Origin of the sequence: Gluconobacter sp. NFX36, assembly GCF_049887835.1 — a bacterium.
GTDB classification, from domain to species: Bacteria; Pseudomonadota; Alphaproteobacteria; order Acetobacterales; family Acetobacteraceae; genus Gluconobacter; species Gluconobacter japonicus_A.
The window spans coordinates 275,461-291,767 of sequence record NZ_JAGEKJ010000001.1 but is presented as its reverse complement, the minus strand read 5'-3'; the positions used below and the strand labels follow the sequence as shown (position 1 = coordinate 291,767).

14 protein-coding genes are annotated in these 16,307 nt (G+C 58.0%); 9 read left to right on the top strand and 5 right to left on the bottom strand.

Annotated features, from left to right (window positions below; all coding sequences use genetic code 11):
• Positions 1-41: 41 nt before the first annotated feature.
• A complete protein-coding gene (locus J4P41_RS01390; protein ID WP_426065846.1) occupies positions 42-935 on the bottom strand; it encodes an SMP-30/gluconolactonase/LRE family protein in 894 nt (297 codons plus the stop codon).
• Between the two features lie 102 nt (positions 936-1,037).
• On the opposite strand from J4P41_RS01390, the gene J4P41_RS01385 reads away from it, so the two are divergent.
• A complete protein-coding gene (locus J4P41_RS01385) occupies positions 1,038-1,802 on the top strand; it encodes a competence/damage-inducible protein A (protein ID WP_426065845.1) in 765 nt (254 codons plus the stop codon).
• Positions 1,803-1,847: 45 nt separating this feature from the next.
• On the opposite strand, the gene J4P41_RS01380 is transcribed toward J4P41_RS01385, so the two are convergent.
• Genes J4P41_RS01380 through J4P41_RS01370 form a run of 3 tightly spaced genes read right to left on the bottom strand, consistent with a single transcriptional unit; the run spans position 1,848 to position 4,244 of the window.
• On the bottom strand, positions 1,848-2,822 hold the full coding sequence (locus J4P41_RS01380; protein ID WP_010501206.1) for an acetyl-CoA carboxylase carboxyltransferase subunit alpha: 975 nt from the start codon (positions 2,820-2,822) through the stop codon (positions 1,848-1,850).
• Between the two features lie 46 nt (positions 2,823-2,868).
• Positions 2,869-3,792 (bottom strand): tyrosine recombinase, encoded by a 924-nt coding sequence (locus tag J4P41_RS01375; protein ID WP_426065844.1) that lies wholly within the window; start codon positions 3,790-3,792, stop codon positions 2,869-2,871.
• A gap of 17 nt (positions 3,793-3,809) precedes the next feature.
• Positions 3,810-4,244: a hypothetical protein gene (locus tag J4P41_RS01370; RefSeq protein WP_426065843.1), complete on the bottom strand. Its 435-nt coding sequence runs from the start codon at positions 4,242-4,244 to the stop codon at positions 3,810-3,812.
• A gap of 62 nt (positions 4,245-4,306) precedes the next feature.
• On the opposite strand from J4P41_RS01370, the gene aroB reads away from it, so the two are divergent.
• From aroB to mtnK, 8 genes are all read left to right on the top strand, one after another.
• Positions 4,307-5,989: a 3-dehydroquinate synthase gene (aroB, locus tag J4P41_RS01365; RefSeq protein ID WP_426065842.1), complete on the top strand. Its 1,683-nt coding sequence runs from the start codon at positions 4,307-4,309 to the stop codon at positions 5,987-5,989.
• A gap of 320 nt (positions 5,990-6,309) precedes the next feature.
• Complete coding sequence (locus J4P41_RS01360; RefSeq protein WP_023944959.1) at positions 6,310-7,455, top strand: OmpA family protein; 1,146 nt, start codon at positions 6,310-6,312, stop codon at positions 7,453-7,455.
• A gap of 144 nt (positions 7,456-7,599) precedes the next feature.
• Complete coding sequence (locus J4P41_RS01355; RefSeq protein ID WP_034881100.1) at positions 7,600-8,163, top strand: GtrA family protein; 564 nt, start codon at positions 7,600-7,602, stop codon at positions 8,161-8,163.
• Positions 8,164-8,246: 83 nt separating this feature from the next.
• A complete protein-coding gene (alaS, locus tag J4P41_RS01350) occupies positions 8,247-10,886 on the top strand; it encodes an alanine--tRNA ligase (protein WP_426065841.1) in 2,640 nt (879 codons plus the stop codon).
• 116 nt (positions 10,887-11,002) lie between these two features.
• A complete protein-coding gene (locus J4P41_RS01345) occupies positions 11,003-11,686 on the top strand; it encodes a carbonic anhydrase (protein ID WP_010501191.1) in 684 nt (227 codons plus the stop codon).
• A 32-nt stretch (positions 11,687-11,718) separates the two neighbouring features.
• A complete protein-coding gene (locus J4P41_RS01340) occupies positions 11,719-12,543 on the top strand; it encodes an endonuclease/exonuclease/phosphatase family protein (RefSeq protein WP_426065840.1) in 825 nt (274 codons plus the stop codon).
• 75 nt (positions 12,544-12,618) lie between these two features.
• On the top strand, positions 12,619-13,311 hold the full coding sequence (locus J4P41_RS01335) for a hypothetical protein (protein ID WP_426065839.1): 693 nt from the start codon (positions 12,619-12,621) through the stop codon (positions 13,309-13,311).
• Complete coding sequence (mtnK, locus tag J4P41_RS01330; RefSeq protein ID WP_426065838.1) at positions 13,311-14,501, top strand: S-methyl-5-thioribose kinase; 1,191 nt, start codon at positions 13,311-13,313, stop codon at positions 14,499-14,501. Before J4P41_RS01335 ends, mtnK begins: the two co-directional genes overlap by 1 nt.
• Before the next feature lie 74 nt (positions 14,502-14,575).
• On the opposite strand, the gene J4P41_RS01325 is transcribed toward mtnK, so the two are convergent.
• Complete coding sequence (locus J4P41_RS01325; RefSeq protein WP_023944952.1) at positions 14,576-16,123, bottom strand: peptide chain release factor 3; 1,548 nt, start codon at positions 16,121-16,123, stop codon at positions 14,576-14,578.
• Between the last annotated feature and the right edge of the window lie 184 nt (positions 16,124-16,307).

The following is a 16,307-nucleotide window of genomic DNA, read 5'->3' as shown; positions in this document are numbered from 1 at the left end:
TCAAGGGGACTGCTTTCCCGAAAGCAGCCCCCCCTTTTGGTTCAGTCGTTCAACTGAAATTCAGCCTGTCGATTACCAGGCACATCCGTTCGGAACGCAAACAGCGAGCCAGCCTGAGGCTCCTGAGCCAACGTGGCTTCATCCAGCCCCTTACGCGCCGTCGTGACGAATACGGTTTTCAGATCATCGCCCCCAAAAGCGACCTTCGTCACATTGCTCACAGGCATGGGAATGGAAGGAAGCTCCGTTCCATCCGGGCGGAAACGAACCACACGGCCACCCAACCATGCTCCGCACCACAAATTGCCTTCACTGTCCGTCACAATTCCATCCGGATAGCCATGCGTCAGTGTGGCGAAAACCCGTTCATTGGAAAGATCGCCATTCTCATCCACATCGAATGCATAAATCGTCTGCTTCGGGCTGTGACAGACATACAGCACGCGCCCGCAAGGTGAGACCGCCGGACCGTTCGAGACAATGTAGCCTTCGTTATGATGCGTAATGTCCAGACCATCTTCCGTATGCACGACGCGATAGATTGAACCCGTCGGCTCTTCTTCCCCATCATCCATTGTGCCGAACCAGACGCGACCCAACGGATCCACGCAACCGTCATTCAGACGATTACCCGGCTTCTCAGGCTCGATCTCCGGCCCGGCTTCAAAATCGCCGCTTTCCGGATCAAAGCCATGCAGCCCATCCCGCAGGCCAGCAAGGAAAGTCCCGTTTGTCACGGGCAGAAGAAATCCCAGACGGTCCGGCGCATCCCACGTCTTGTGCGCGCCTGTTTCCGGCGTGAACCGATGCACCTTGGCCGCAATAATATCCACGAAATAGAGCGACTTTTCAGCCTCACTCCAGACAGGGCCCTCTCCCAGCGTTGCACGCAGATCGAGAATACATTCAGGGAGATGGTGCTTCAGAGTGCTCATGAGTGTCCTGTTTGAAATTGCGCAGGGCCAGACGTCCGCCCCTGCTCGACAACGTGGCACAACGCGCTACGTTTGATCCATCAGACTATCAGGACGAGACTCATGCTTCAAAAAAACGCCTGCCTGCTCGTCATAGGCAACGAAATACTCTCCGGCCGCACACAGGATGCCAACACACAGGTTCTGGCCCGCGCTCTGAATGCCCAAGGCATCCGGCTGCTCGAAGTGCGCGTCATCCCGGACATTGAAAATCACATCGTCCAGACCGTCACCGAATGTCGGGCCCGATTCGATATTCTCTTCACATGCGGTGGCATTGGCCCCACCCATGATGACATCACGGCAGAATGCATCGCCAAGGCCATGGGCGTTCCCCTGCTCCGCCATGAGCCCACGTTTCAGAAGCTTGAAGCCCTTATGGGGAAAGAGAAGTTCAATACTGCGCGCCAGCGGATGGCCATGTTCCCGGAGGGCGCAGTTCCTATCGAAAATGCGATTTCTGCGGCTCCCGGCTTCAGCATAGGAAATGTGCATGTGATGGCCGGCGTTCCGTCCATCTTCGCGTCCATGGTGGACGCTCTGGTCCCTCAACTGGAAAAAGGCCCTCCTCTAACATCCGTCAGTTGGCACGCCGCAGGCTTGAAGGAAGGCGATTTCGCAGATGATCTGCGCCGATTGCAGGACAGGTTTCCGGGAATTGACCTCGGCTCTTATCCCTACGGTCTGACAGATGGCACGAGAGGCACGGCTCTCGTCGCCAAAGGCTATGACGCAGAAGCCGTTACAACAGTGGGACCACTTCTTCGCGACCTCATCATGGCCCATGGCCGTGAGCCGGTCAGCGGCGACCCTCCGCACAAAGCGTAAGATCAAAAAAAACCGCTGCCCTTTGGAGCAGCGGTTTTTTTTGTATCAGTTCAGAGACCCACGGGTCATGGCCAGGAACTTGTCCCGGCGCTTCTGGAGAAGAGCCGGTCCAGTCAACTTCTGAAGCTCTGCCAGTTCCTCGGCAATCGCGTTGCCAACTGCGTGAACCGCATCATCCGGAGAGCGCTGCGCGCCCCCGATCGGCTCCGCAACAATCCGGTCAATCAAACCAAGACCCTGCAGATCCTGCGCCGTCAGCTTCAGGGCTTCGGCGGCGGCAGGAGCCAGCTTCGGATCGCGCCACAGGATGGAAGCAGCGGCTTCCGGAGAAATGACAGAATAGATCGAATGCTCGAGCATCAGCACACGGTCACCGGCACCAATAGCGATAGCTCCACCGGAACCACCTTCACCGATCACCGTAGCGATCAGGGGCACAGGAGCCTTGAGGCAAATGTCGATGGACTTCGCAATGGCCTGAGCCTGCCCACGGGCTTCTGCGTCAATTCCCGGCCACGCACCGGCCGTATCAATGAAGCTCAGAATCGGCAGACCGAAACGACCAGCCATCTCCACGAGACGTTGCGCCTTCCGGTACCCTTCTGGACGGGCCATGCCAAAATTATGGCGCAAACGCGTTTCCGTATCGTGACCGCGCTCCGTCCCGATCACCACGACGGGCTCTCCACGGAAGCGGGCCAGACCACCGATCATGGCTTCATCATCACCAAAGGCGCGGTCACCGGCCAGAGGCGTGAAATCTGTGGTCAGGAGACGAACATAGTCCAGAGCCTTGGGCCGCTGGGCGTGACGGGCAACCTGCACCTTCTGCAATGGCGTAAGCTTTGCATAGGTCGCACGAAGCTGTTTGTCCGCCTTGTCTGAAAGACGGGCAACCTCGTCATCGATATTGATGCCGCTGGTGCCGGAGTCCTTCTCCTGGCTGCCCATCTGGCGGAGTTCGTCGATCTTGGTCTCGAGTTCGGCGACCGACTTCTCGAAATCTAGGAATTGGCGCATGGCCAGCCGGATAGCACGCCAGCGCATCCGGAAACAGCCCCCCGTGCTATTCCGAGTCAGCAGGTCCCGCAGGCACCACTTTCGCCAAAGGATGATGCGCTGTCACAAGCTGCCTCAGGCGTTCCGCCATCACCTGCGTATAAATCTGGGTGGTCGCAATATCGGCATGACCCAGAAGCATCTGGAGCGCCCGCAGATCAGCCCCATGCGCCAGAAGGTGACTGGCGAAGGAATGTCTGAGCACATGCGGGCTGACGCGCTCCGGATCAATCCCTGCTTTCAGCGCACAGGCCAGCAGGATCTTGTCGAACCCCTGACGGGTCAGAGGCTTGTCCGGATCACGTCCCGGAAAGAGATAAGGGCTCCCCAGATCCCGATCAAAATAGACAAGAGCCTCCGCTGCCTCCCGCGCACTGCGGGACAGCGGCACCAGACGCTCCCTGCCCCCCTTGCCACGCACGAGAAGCATCGCGCTTTTTGCCTTCACACAACTGGCAGGCAACGACAGCAATTCGGAAATGCGCAGTCCGGTTGTGTAAAGAAGCTCCAGTGCGGCACGAGACAACAGGTCTCGTCGCTCGTTCTCATGCCCTTTCGTCCCTTCTTCTAGGAGAAGGCGGATTTCTTTCTCATCCAGCGGACGCGGAAGCGAAGCAGAAATTTTGGGAGCCTGCTGGCGATCGGTCGGATCATCAGACCGAATCGATTCCAGCATGAGAAAACGATAAAACTGCTTCAGGCAGGAGAGACGCCGCGCTGCCGTCCGGGCCGCCATTCCAGCCTGCGACAGGGACGCCAGATAACTCCGAACCTGCTCACCCGTTGCCTGCGCCAATGACATGGGCGCACAATGACGGGCAAAATCAGACAGGTCAGATGCGTAGGCCTGCCGGGTTTTCAGGGCCGCACCACGCTCCGCCGCCAGCATTTCCAGAAATGCCTCGACGTGACGATCCGTGACCTCTGTCATCCGGCAGACCGTATCCTTCAGTGTGCGGGCGCAACCTGTGCAGGCGCCACCGCCGCGCCCTGAGACGGTGCCGGCTTGGGCGCTGGCATTGTCGGCAGCGGCGTAGATGGCGTCAGCACAGGGGCGCTTGACGCAGCCGGAGCGGGCGCAGGAACCGTACCAGAAACAGGGGCCGGAGCCGCAGGTGTCGGGGCTACCGGCGCAGCAACCGGCTGGACAGTTCCCGGAACAGGAGCGGCTGGAACAGGCGGCATGGCAGGCAACGCAGCCGGAGCGGCACTCGTCGTCGCAAACGTGGACGCCGGAATGTCTTTGTGAACCTGCGTCTGCTCAGGCGGAACAGCATTCATGCCCAGACGCAGGAAACCGCCCCCCAGCACAACAGCGAGAATGACAAGGCCTCCCCCGGCAATCATGGGAAGACGGGAAGACGAACGATCAGATTGGGCCATTATGTTCAGGTCTCAAAGTGCAGGCAGGACGTGATGCCCTCTCCTATGATAGGTAGCAGAGCATGTCACCTCTGCCACCCTCACTTTCCGCCGATTGGGCGGTCACTCACCCCACACCGACAAGCACAGTTGTTCTCGTCGGCATGATGGGAGCCGGAAAAACCACTGTCGGCCGTCGCCTGGCACAGGTTTATGGCCTGCCGTTCGTCGATGCCGATGCTGAGATCGAACGCGCCGCCGGTTGCACGATTCCCGAAATTTTCGCCCGTCACGGAGAAGCCTATTTCCGAGCAGGTGAACGCCGGGTCATCCAGCGCCTCATCAAGGGGCCACCCTGCATCCTGGCAACAGGCGGCGGTGCATGGATGGACGCGCAGACGCGCCAGCTTGTGCGGAAGCATGCCGTTTCGGTCTGGCTGAGAGCGCCAGTCCACGTCCTTCTGCGGCGCGTACATGGCCGAGGGGGCAGACCACTTCTGGCTCAGGGCAGCCCGGAAGACATCATGACCCGTCTGGTTGGGGTCCGTTACCCCGTCTATGCGGAAGCTGACATCATCATAGATTGCGGAGATGAAACCGTGGAACAGGGCGTCCAACGTGTCTGCGAAAGCCTTTCGGAGCATACACATCCTCAGAAAGTCCATGTCGCACTGGCGCAGCACAGCTACGACGTTCTGATTGGCTCAGACCTCATTTCACGCGCGGGCGCCCGGATTGCTCCCCTCCTGCGCCAGAAGCGGGTCGTCATCATTACGGATGACACCGTCGCTGCCCTGCATCTTCCACGTCTGCTGGCGTCCTTCGCAGAAACCGAAATTGAGACCGAGGTCATTTCAGTCGTCGGTGGGGAAGAGAGCAAATCCCTCTCCTGCTACGGCGAGGTCATGACGCGACTTCTGTCTCTGGGAATCGAACGCGGCACAACCATCGTTGCTTTGGGAGGGGGGGTCATTGGTGATCTCGCAGGCTTCGTCGCAGCTACGGCACTGCGCGGCATTCCCTTCGTCCAGATTCCAACGACTCTTCTCGCACAGGTCGATAGTTCCGTCGGTGGCAAAACCGGCATCAATTCTCCCTCCGGGAAAAACCTGATCGGCGCATTCCATCAGCCCATCATCGTGCTAGCCGACAATTCAGCCCTCGCGACTCTACCCCGTCGACAGCGGGTTGCCGGTTATGCCGAAATTGTGAAGTCCGGTCTGATCGCAGATTCAGATCTTTTTGCCTGGTGTGAAGACAACGGCGGCGATGTCCTGAGCGGAGATCCGGCCGCACTCGCCGAAGCGGTTCGCCGTGCCTGTGTTTTCAAGGCCGCCGTTGTGGCCGCTGATGAAAAAGAACAAGCCAAGCAGAACGGACGGGCGCTCCTCAATCTTGGTCACACCTTTGGCCATGCCATTGAGGCTGAACTCGGTTACGACGGTCGTATCCTTCATGGGGAAGCCGTTTCCATCGGCTTGCATCTGGCGATGGCTCTTTCTGTAAAGCTTGGCCACGCGCCCGAAGAAGATCTCGCTCGCCTCGACAGCCATCTTCGCTCCCTTGAGATGCCCACCAGTTTTGACTGGTTTAAAGAATCGTTCTCAGCACAAACACTTCTCGATCACATGACTCGGGACAAGAAGATGCAGAATGGACGCATTTCTTTTGTTCTGCTGCACGGTATTGGAAAGGCTTTTACAAGTCGTGACGTTCCGATGGAAAGTGTGCGTAACTTGCTGATAAATGAAGGCTGCCAGCCATGAGGACTGTTACAGTCCTTTATGAAAGAGCCTAACTTTTTGTTTTTTCACTGCATTTGATTTTCACAAATCCAGCGGATGCTCTGGCATCCGCAGAAACGTTCAGCTATGGCAACAGGGACGCGAGGCGTAGATCGTAAACCGGGCGGAATGGAATGTGACTTTTTTGTCACTCCCTCCACCCCGAGTGGATCTGGGATGCTCTGTCTGGCTTTGTCCGAGGGAACTACCCGATCTATATGCGCTTATGCATCGCGCTGGGTCCGTTGGTCGAAGCAGTTCTGCCAATGGCTCGAAACGTTAGTCACTAAGAGGACGAAAACATGCGTCTCCGCACGGCACTCCTTGCCATGACGTCGATGGTCGCCGCACCGTCGCTCGCCATGGCCAGCACGGTCACTGGCCCGTACGTCAACATTGGCGGTGGTTACAACCTGGTTCAGAACCAGCACGCCAGCTTCTCGCCAACCACGCAGGCTGATGGCTCCACCAGCAATGCTGGCAGCAGCTCCCAGTTCCGTCACAAGGACGGCTTCACGGGCTTCGGCGCATTCGGCTGGGGCTTCGGCAACGGTCTGCGCGTTGAAGTTGAGGGCGTATACAACTACTCCCAGATCAACCACCGCAACAAGACGGCTGCTACGGGCTCCACGAAGGGCTCCGATCAGGCATATGGCGGCTTCGTCAACGTCCTGTATGACATCGATCTGGCCCACTTCGGCCTGAACGTTCCTGTCACGCCGTTCGTTGGTGTTGGCGCTGGCTACCTGTGGCAGCACTACAACCCGATCACGACGAACTACTCCAACGGTGCGGTTAACCGCGTCGGTGGTACGCAGGGCAGCTTCGCGTATCAGGGTATCGTCGGTGCAGCTTACGACATTCCGGGCGTTCCGGGTCTTGCTGTCACGACCGAATACCGCTTCATCGGTCAGCAGTTTGCTGATGGCGCTTACCGTTCCACCTCCTGGAACCGTAACGGCAGCGGCCTGCACAAGGGCAATGTGAACTTCGATCCGCGCTTCTCGCACCAGTTCATCCTGGGTCTGCGTTATGCGTTCGACACGGCTCCGCCGCCGCCGCCGCCGGCTCCGGTTGTTGTTCCGCCAACACCGACCCCAGCTCGCACGTACCTCGTGTTCTTCGACTGGGATAAGTCTGACCTGACGGGCCGCGCTCGTGAGATCGTTGCTCAGGCAGCCCAGGCTTCCACGCACGTCCAGACGACGCGCATCGAAGTCAACGGCTACACCGATAACTCCGCAGCCCATCCGGGCCCGCGTGGTGAGCGTTACAACATGGGTCTGTCCCTCCGTCGCGCCCAGAGCGTGAAGGCTGAACTGATCCGTGACGGCGTTCCGGCAGCTGCTGTCGACATCCACGGCTATGGCGAAAGCAAGCCGCTGGTTCCGACAGGCCCGAACACCCGCGAGCCGCAGAACCGTCGCGTCGAAATCATCCTGAAGTAATTCAGTTTGATAAGGCGCCGGGGCCCTCGGGCTCCGGGTTTTCTGAAAAAGGCGTCCTTCGGGACGCCTTTTTTGGTTTCAGGGCATTTGCAGCTCCTCCCACTTCACGTTAGAGCAGCCCTCCCCTGTCACGGAGACGCCTCCTTGCGACGCAGCCGTATCTTTTATCCCCGCTCCCGTCCCGAAATTATCGACCAGTTCCTGCGCTTTGGCGTTGTCGGCGCGCTTGGTTTCTTCGTGGACTGGGCGAGCGTTGATATTCTCCGCCCCGAGATCGGACTCGTCGCAGCCACAATCAGCGCCTATTTTACTGCGGCTACCTTCAACTGGGTTCTGAACCGGCTCTGGACGTTCCGTTCCACTGGAGCAGACAACCAGCATCTAATCCTGCAATGGTTGCGTTTTCTGCTCGCGAATGCCTTCGGTTTTCTTCTTAACCGGGGTGCCGTTTTCATGTTGTACGCCGTAGTGCCCTTGACGGTCACATACCCTGTCATCGCCCTGGCAATCGGTGCAGGCTGCGGCATGCTTGCAAATTTCAACCTTTCCAGACGACTGGTTTTTCGCGCCAAGATTCCTGAGACCCCTCTGGAACTCGTGCAGATGGTCGTAGAAATTCCTGCAGCAGGCCTGACTTCCCCTGAACCTGAACCGCAAATACCGTTGCCTCAGGAAAATTCAGAAGTCTTTCAGCAGAAAGCTCCCTGACCCGTACATTTCCAAGCGGCTCACAATGGTCTAGGAGTAAGGCTAGTTTTCCCCGCCTTCTCCGGAACCTGACGCTTCAGCTCATGACCAGCACAAACGACATCCGCTCAGCCTTCCTCGACTATTTCGGGTCGAACGGCCATCGCATTGTTCCCTCGGCTTCCCTCGTGCCGCAGAACGATCCAACGCTGCTGTTTACGAACGCTGGCATGGTGCCGTTCAAGAACGTCTTTACGGGCCAGGAAACACGCCCCTACAACCGTGCGACCACGGCTCAGAAAGTCGTACGCGCAGGCGGCAAGCACAACGACCTCGATAACGTCGGCTATACAGCCCGTCATCACACATTCTTCGAAATGATGGGCAATTTCAGCTTTGGAGATTACTTCAAAGCTGATGCCATTGATTTCGCATGGACGCTGCTGACACGCGATTTCGGCCTTCCGAAAGAAAAACTCCTCGCTACGGTTTACGCCGACGATGAAGACGCTGCCGATCTCTGGAAAAAAGTGGCCGGGCTGAGCGATGATCGCATCATCCGCATTGCTACGTCTGACAACTTCTGGCGCATGGGCGACACGGGACCATGTGGTCCGTGTTCAGAAATCTTCTACGATCACGGTGAGAGCGTCTTCGGTGGCCCTCCGGGCAGCCCGGATGAAGATGGTGATCGCTTTGTCGAGATCTGGAACCTCGTGTTCATGCAGTTCCTCGATCAGGCCGATGGCTCCCGCGACAATCTGCCGCGCCCATCGATCGATACAGGAATGGGCCTGGAGCGCTTTGCCGCCATCATGCAGGGCAAGCGCGACAACTACGACACCGACACGATGCGTGCGCTCATCGAGTCCTCCGCCGATATCATGAGCCAGGACGCAGACGGCCCGTTCAAGTCCAGCCATCGCGTTGTTGCAGATCACCTACGCTCCACGGCATTCCTGATTGCTGACGGCGTTCTGCCTTCCAAGGAAGGTCGCGGCTACGTCCTGCGTCGCATCATGCGTCGCGCCATGCGCCACTTGCACATCATGGGCGCCAAGGATCCGGTGTTCTACCGTCTGCTTCCGGCCCTGATCCAGCAGATGGGTGCAGCCTATCCGGAACTCGTGCAGCATCAGGCTCTCATCACCGAAACCATGAAGGGCGAAGAAGAACGCTTCACAGCCCTACTGGAACGCGGCCTGACCCTTCTGTCCGATGAAGTCAGCCGCCTCGGCGACAAGCAGGCACTTCCCGGCGATGTCGCCTTCAAACTTTATGACACGTTTGGCTTCCCGCTGGATCTGACGCAGGACGCCCTGCGTGAGCAGGGTCGCACTGTTGACGAGGCCGGCTTTGAAAGCGCCATGACCGAACAGCGCCAGCGTGCCCGTGCGGCCTGGGTCGGCTCCGGTGATACGGCTGCGGAAACTATCTGGTTTGACGCCCGCGACAGACATGGCGCGAGTGAGTTCCTCGGATATGTTTCTGAAAAAGCTGATGCCGAAGTTCAGGGCATTTTCCGTGGCAATGACGAACTGGCCGAAGCGCCTGCTGGTGCCGACACCATCGCCATCCTGTTGAACCAGACACCGTTTTACGGTGAAAGCGGCGGTCAGGTCGGCGATCACGGTACGCTCACGGCTGATGGCGTAAGGGTAGAAATCACGGATACCCAGAAGCGCAATGGCGATCTGATCGTTCATTATGGCAAAGTCGTTGAAGGCACACTGAAGCCTGGTATGGCCGTTCATGCCGAAATCGACCATGAGCGCCGCACCGCTATTCGTGGCCATCACTCGGCCACCCATCTGCTGCATGAAGCTCTGCGTCGCCAGATCGGCACGCATGTCACGCAGAAGGGCAGCCTGAATGCACCGGAACGTCTGCGCTTCGACATCAGCCAGCCCCGCCCACTGACGGACGAAGAGCTTCTGGCTGTCGAAGCCGAAGTGAATGCCCGCATTCGCGAAAACGCACCTGTAGAAACGCGCCTGATGACGCAGGAACAGGCTGTGGCAGAAGGCGCTATGGCGCTTTTCGGTGAGAAATATGGCGACGAAGTTCGCGTGGTTTCCATGGGCAAGGGTGAAGAAGGCCGCCCGGCCTATTCCATCGAGCTTTGCGGCGGCACCCATGTTGGACGCGTTGGTGAAATCGGTCCGTTCCGCATCGTCTCTGAAAGTGGTGTTTCTGCTGGCGTTCGTCGTATCGAAGCCGTCTGCGGTGTTGCCGCCGAGACACTGGCACTGGAAACCGAAAGCCGTCTCAAGCAGATCGCCGAACTGCTGAAGGTTCCGGTGTCTGACACCATCGCCCGCGTTGCTGCCCTGCTGGAAGAACGGAAGTCTCTGAACAGTCAGATTTCCGATCTTCAGCGCAAGCTGGCGACGGGTGAAGGCACCAGTGCCACAGAAACCGTTAATGGGATTACTCTCTCTGCCCGCAATCTTGGCGATGTCAGCCCCAAGGAACTCAAAGGCCTTGCAGACAGCATTTCCAAGCAGATCGGCTCCGGTGTTGTCGCACTCATTTCCGAAGCCGATGGTCGTGGCAGCATTGTCATTTCCGTGACAGCCGATCTGAAAGATCGCTTGGATGCCGTAACACTGGTGCGTGCAGCGTCGGAAGTCATGGGCGGTAAAGGCGGCGGTGGACGGCCAGATATGGCTCAGGCTGGCGGCCCAAATGCAAATGCTGAAGAAGTCTTTGCAATGCTGCGCGAGCGTCTGGCTACGTCGTAAAGCGTAACGACAAGGTATGTCAGGGCAGTAACAAATGATGAAGCCGTTCTTTTACTGCTTTACCTGTCCTGACAAAGCCTCCTAACTGCTCATTAGTTTATAGAAAGGAGAACACCATGGCCTGTGGTCGTGATACTCTGGCGAAACTGCTGAGCGGTGTCCGTACATTCGAGACGGACGTCTATCCGGAGAGTGCGGAGCTGTTTGAAAGTCTGGCCACCAGCCAGTCCCCCTCCACACTGTTCATTACCTGCGCCGACAGCCGGATCAGCCCGAGCCTCGTTACCCAGACCGAACCGGGCGAGCTTTTCATCGTCCGTAACGTCGGCAACATCGTTCCGGCCTACGGCGAAATGCTTGGCGGCGTGTCTTCTGCCATTGAGTACGCTGTTGCAGCTCTCAAGGTGAAGAATGTCGTTGTGTGCGGTCATTCCAACTGCGGCGCCATGAACGCCCTGCTGGACCTGAACGCCCCGAAACTGGATGGCCTCCCCACCGTCCGGAGCTGGCTGCGCAACGCTGAAGCCGCCCGCGCCGCTATGGGTGACCTGAAGGCGGAAGATGCCGGCCCGGCCGATATCCGCCAGCTTGCAGAATACAACGTCCTGCTTCAGCTTGCTCATCTTCGCACGCATCCTGCTGTTGTCCGCGCCCTGTCGCAGGGTGAACTGACGCTGCAAGGCTGGTTCTACGACATCCCGAATGGTGAAATTCTCGTTCTCGACGAGAAAACACGCACCACACGGTCGGTCGAAAGTGTCCTCGCCGAGATGGGCGCAACTGAGAAAGAAGCCGTCTGAGATTTTTTTCTCTACTTCTCCTCGCCGCACTGATGTGTGGCGAGGCTATTCCAGCTCCGGCCAGAGACATCAAACTCTCAACCTGGAATCTGGACTGGCTCTCCCTGAAACAGACGGGAGATCCTGCCCTTCCCGATGATGTCCATGGTCGCAAGCCAGATGATTTCATCCGGCTGCATCAGTACGCGACCCATCTGAACGCCGATATCATCGCTTTTCAGGAAGTGGACGGTCCGGAACCCGCTGCCCGGGTCTTCGATCCGCAGACCTACCAGATCATTCTATCCCAAGCCCCCGTTATCCAGCGCGTCGGCCTGGCCGTGAAACGACCGCTCCATGTGGCAGTCAATGAAGAACTGTCCGCTCTGGATGTGGCTGGTCCTGACGCCTCACACCATCTGAGAACAGGGCTGGACGTTACTGTTTCTGATGGAACCGAGCATCTCCGCATTCTGGTCGTTCATCTGAAAACCGGGTGCTGGGATCAGCCTCTCACTCAACGCAAACACTCCTGCCCGACGCTGTATCAACAGTTCCAGATTCTTGAAGACTGGATTGCCGAACGTCAGGATGAAGGCGAACCCTACGCTGTTCTCGGAGATTTCAATCGCCGGCTGACGCTCCATGATCCCCTCATGCAGCAGATTGAACATGATGCCCCCGTCCTGCTCACAACAGCCGGGAAAGCGAGCCCATGCTGGAGCGGCGAATACTTCATCGACCACATCATGCTCGGTAACGAGGCACGCTCCTGGCTCATCCCGGACAGCCTGCGGGTCATGACGTACCGGAACGACACCCTGCCAGATGGCCTCTCGGATCACTGTCCTGTTTCCGTGCGGCTTCATCTTCCCTGAGCTGAGACGTATTTGCCTCTCCAGACTTTTGCCGCATGAAGGACTGTACAGTTTCCAACCCAGCCAAGGTTCGTCATGTCACACCCTGCTTCCTGGCCCATTATATCCCTTCAGCCAGATGTGCATGTTCTGGCCGACCGCCCTCTTCCGGCCCTTACAGACGCACAGGAAGCAGCCGTTTCGCGTATCTGGGCTGACGCACTGAAATCGTATCCTGCACTTTATAACGGCCGCGTCTTTTGTGCAGACGACATCACCCCTTCCCATATCCATGGCCACTGGTCCGAATATCGTCGTGTCCTCGCACAAATGAAGCAGCCCGGCATTTACGGAGACACAGTGCTCAAACCATTGGCTGTCGTAGGGCTGATGTTTGCGCAGGACGGCGTTGTGATCGGCCGACGCGCGGAGACTTCCATCTACCTGCCCGGCTACTGGCAAGGCGCGCCAGCAGGGAATGTCGAAAGCCGCGCACAGGAAAACATCGTAAACCTAGCGACCCAGCTTCTTGCGGAATGTGAGGAAGAACTGGGCCTGACGCCTGCGGAATGCCAAGTCGGACCATACCTGCTCGCCTGCGAACATCCCTCCACGCACATTGTCGACATCGGGATGCGCATTGACGTAGCCCTGAGTTTTTCCGACCTTCAGACGCGATGTCGCGAGCAGGGGAATGCCGAATATGGCGCATTGCACCTGATCCGCCCTGACCACACACCCGAAGGCCCTGTCGTCCCCACACTGGCCGCCCTGCTGGAACTTTCCTGATGCCGTACTTTACTCTTGATGCGTCCAGCCTTCAGCACTGGCTCACAAACCACACTGACCTTGCCTCCCGCCTCGGCGGCTCTCCCGCAGACTGGACCATCCGCGAAGTCAGTGACGGCAATCTGAATACCGTTTTCCTTGTAGATGGTTCGGCCGGCTCTCTGTGCTGCAAACAGGCCCTCCCCCATGTCCGCGTTGCACCGGACTGGCCCATGCCTCTGGAGCGCGCTCTGTACGAAGCGCGCTATATACGGGCAACTGCGGATGCCGTCCGCCCAGCCGCACCCGAATTGTATTTCTATGATGCCGAGATGTTCCTCCTCGTCATGGAATGCCTGACCCCGCATGAGGTTCTGCGCACCGCCCTGATCCGCGATGAGGCACAGCCGGGATTTTCCGCCGTTATCGGCCAGTACGTGGCCCGCAGCGTTCACGCTACAAGCTGGATCAGCCAGCCCTTTGAACACGGCTCGAAACTACTGGCCGACTTCGCTGGCAACACCGCGCTCACCCGCATCACGGTCGATCTGATCCTGACCGATCCGTTCCGCCCCTGCTCGCGCAACCCTTCCCCCGAAACAGGCCTCCTTCCCGACGTGGAAGCCCTACAGGCGGACAAGCCTCTCCACCGCGCCGTCGGCAGCCTTCAGGAGCGCTTCCTGACCGCAAGACAGGCGCTTCTGCATGGAGACCTGCATACAGGGTCCATCATGCTGCATAAGGACGATGTCCGGGTCATTGATGGTGAATTCGCCACGATGGGACCAATCGGGTTTGATTGCGGCCTTTATCTGGGCAATCTGGCACTTCATGCCTGCGCCGCCCCACACAAAAACGCTCTGATTACGTCTGAAATCATAGCCTTCTGGAACAGCTTCACGACAGAACTCCGCACCTTTCTGAAAACAGGTGGCGGCGACGTCTGGGCGCTCTCCGATGAAACGCAACGCAGAGACCTGCTGGACAATTTTCTGCTCGACGTTTTGCGGGACACAGCCAGCTTCTGCGGTCTTGAAATAATCCGGCGCACAATTGGTTTCGCCCAGGTCGCGGATTATACGCTCTGCGCCACACCAGAAAGCCGCACGGCAGCACGCCGAAAAGCCCTTCAGACAGGGCGCGCACTTATTCTAAAAGCACCGTCTCTCCACACTCTGGAAGACCTGCTGAGCGTACTGACACTTCAGTAAGAACTGCCGGAAAGCCGCAAACAGCAGACATAAAAAAAGCCTCGCTCCCGAATACAGGAGCGAGGCTTGAAAGATCAGACCGAAACCAGACCAATCTGTTTGATGTCGTGGAACGCCAGATCGGGATTCATCTCGATGGTGCGACGCATCATGAAGGACGAACTGGCGAGGAAGACCGGATCTCCATCCAGATCATCCGCCATGGATGAGCGGTTCGTCATCATGAACATCTCGATCTTTTCACGATCACCGGTAATCCAGCGGGCCAGTGTAAATGGCGTGCTTTCAAAACCGATGGACACGCCATATTCGCCCTTCAACCGGGACTGAAGAACGTCAAGCTGAAGCGTCCCCACAACACCAACAATCGGTGGCAAGCCATCCTGCGGGCGGAAAAGCTGCACGACGCCTTCTTCCGCCAGTTCTACCAGAGCCTGACGCAGCTTCTTGGCCTTCATGGCATCATCAAGACGGACACGACGCAGGATTTCCGGAGCAAAGTGCGGGACACCCGTGAAGCGCAGTTCCTCGTTCTCGCTCAGCGTATCACCAATACGGAGTGTGCCATGGTTTGGAATCCCCACCACATCTCCGCCAAAAGCTTCCTCAGCCAACTGGCGATCACGTGCAAAGAAGAACTGTGGCGTATGCAGAGCAAACTGCTTGCCGGTCCGCACATGCTTGAGACGCATCCCGCGCGTCAGACGTCCTGAACATACACGGGCGAAAGCCATGCGGTCCCGATGATTCGGGTCCATGTTCGCCTGGATCTTGAAGATCAGAGCCGTGACCTGCTCTTCATCCGCCTTGACCTCACGGCTTTCCGTCGGCTGGGCGCGGGGCGCAGGACCATAAGCGACCAGTGCATCCAGAAGATCGGTCACGCCGATTTCCTTCATGGCAGACCCGAAGAACACGGGAGACAGATGCCCCGCGTCAAAAGACTCACGATCGAACTCGGGAAGCGCGGCCTCCACCAGTTCCAGATCTTCCCGAAGCTGCACCATCCGCGGATCGGCTTCGTCTACCGGGTCCTTGGTGTGCACTTCACGGGTGCGGATATCGAACGTGCCAATAAACGTCGCAGCACGCCCGATCGGCCATGTCGCAGGCGAGACATCCAGCGCCAGGGAATTGGAAATTTCATCCAGAAGGGCGAAGCAGTCCTGCGCCTCACGGTCCATCTTGTTGATGAACGTAATGATCGGAATATCGCGCAAACGGCAGATTTCGAACAGCTTGCGCGTCCGGTCTTCAATACCCTTTGCGGCATCGATTACCATGACGGCACAATCCACAGCCGTCAGGGTTCGATAGGTATCTTCGGAGAAGTCTTCATGGCCCGGAGTATCAAGCAGGTTGAAGACGCAGTTGCCGTATTCGAACGTCATGACGGAGGTCACAACGGAAATGCCACGGTCCCGCTCAATGCCCATCCAGTCAGACTTGGTGCGGCGGCGCTCACCCTTGGCACGCACGTTACCTGCAAGCTGGATGGCACCACCTGCGCGCAGGATACGTTCCGTCAGGGTCGTCTTACCGGCGTCTGGATGGGAAATGATGGCAAACGTACGCCGACGAGCGATCTCGCGGGTAATTTCAGCGCTCAGCGCCTCTGACATGATGCCTCCGGCAACGTAGAAAAAATCCGGGACTGGAGCTTTCGCGACGTCCAGACAGACACATGGCCTGTTAGCAAATACAGAGGATAGCCCTCATGGAAGCCTTACCCATCGGGAGGCGCAATGTGCAGAAGACCGCTTTTGCCGTCAAGCATTCCCTCGCTTAACGGGCCTTTTCCGCGAA

Bases quoted from the DNA above. Each gene is read 5' to 3' on its own strand.
- mtnK (WP_426065838.1), top strand. From the start codon at position 13,311: ATGCCGTACTTTACTCTTGATGCGTCCAGCCTTCAGCACTGGCTCACA.
- J4P41_RS01375 (WP_426065844.1), bottom strand. From the start codon at position 3,792: ATGACAGAGGTCACGGATCGTCACGTCGAGGCATTTCTGGAAATGCTG.
- J4P41_RS01385 (WP_426065845.1), top strand. From the start codon at position 1,038: ATGCTTCAAAAAAACGCCTGCCTGCTCGTCATAGGCAACGAAATACTC.
- J4P41_RS01340 (WP_426065840.1), top strand. From the start codon at position 11,719: ATGTGTGGCGAGGCTATTCCAGCTCCGGCCAGAGACATCAAACTCTCA.
- J4P41_RS01335 (WP_426065839.1), top strand. From the start codon at position 12,619: ATGTCACACCCTGCTTCCTGGCCCATTATATCCCTTCAGCCAGATGTG.
- J4P41_RS01390 (WP_426065846.1), bottom strand. From the start codon at position 935: ATGAGCACTCTGAAGCACCATCTCCCTGAATGTATTCTCGATCTGCGT.
- J4P41_RS01360 (WP_023944959.1), top strand. From the start codon at position 6,310: ATGCGTCTCCGCACGGCACTCCTTGCCATGACGTCGATGGTCGCCGCA.
- J4P41_RS01345 (WP_010501191.1), top strand. From the start codon at position 11,003: ATGGCCTGTGGTCGTGATACTCTGGCGAAACTGCTGAGCGGTGTCCGT.
- J4P41_RS01380 (WP_010501206.1), bottom strand. From the start codon at position 2,822: ATGCGCCAATTCCTAGATTTCGAGAAGTCGGTCGCCGAACTCGAGACC.
- J4P41_RS01370 (WP_426065843.1), bottom strand. From the start codon at position 4,244: ATGGCCCAATCTGATCGTTCGTCTTCCCGTCTTCCCATGATTGCCGGG.
- aroB (WP_426065842.1), top strand. From the start codon at position 4,307: ATGTCACCTCTGCCACCCTCACTTTCCGCCGATTGGGCGGTCACTCAC.
- alaS (WP_426065841.1), top strand. From the start codon at position 8,247: ATGACCAGCACAAACGACATCCGCTCAGCCTTCCTCGACTATTTCGGG.
- J4P41_RS01325 (WP_023944952.1), bottom strand. From the start codon at position 16,123: ATGTCAGAGGCGCTGAGCGCTGAAATTACCCGCGAGATCGCTCGTCGG.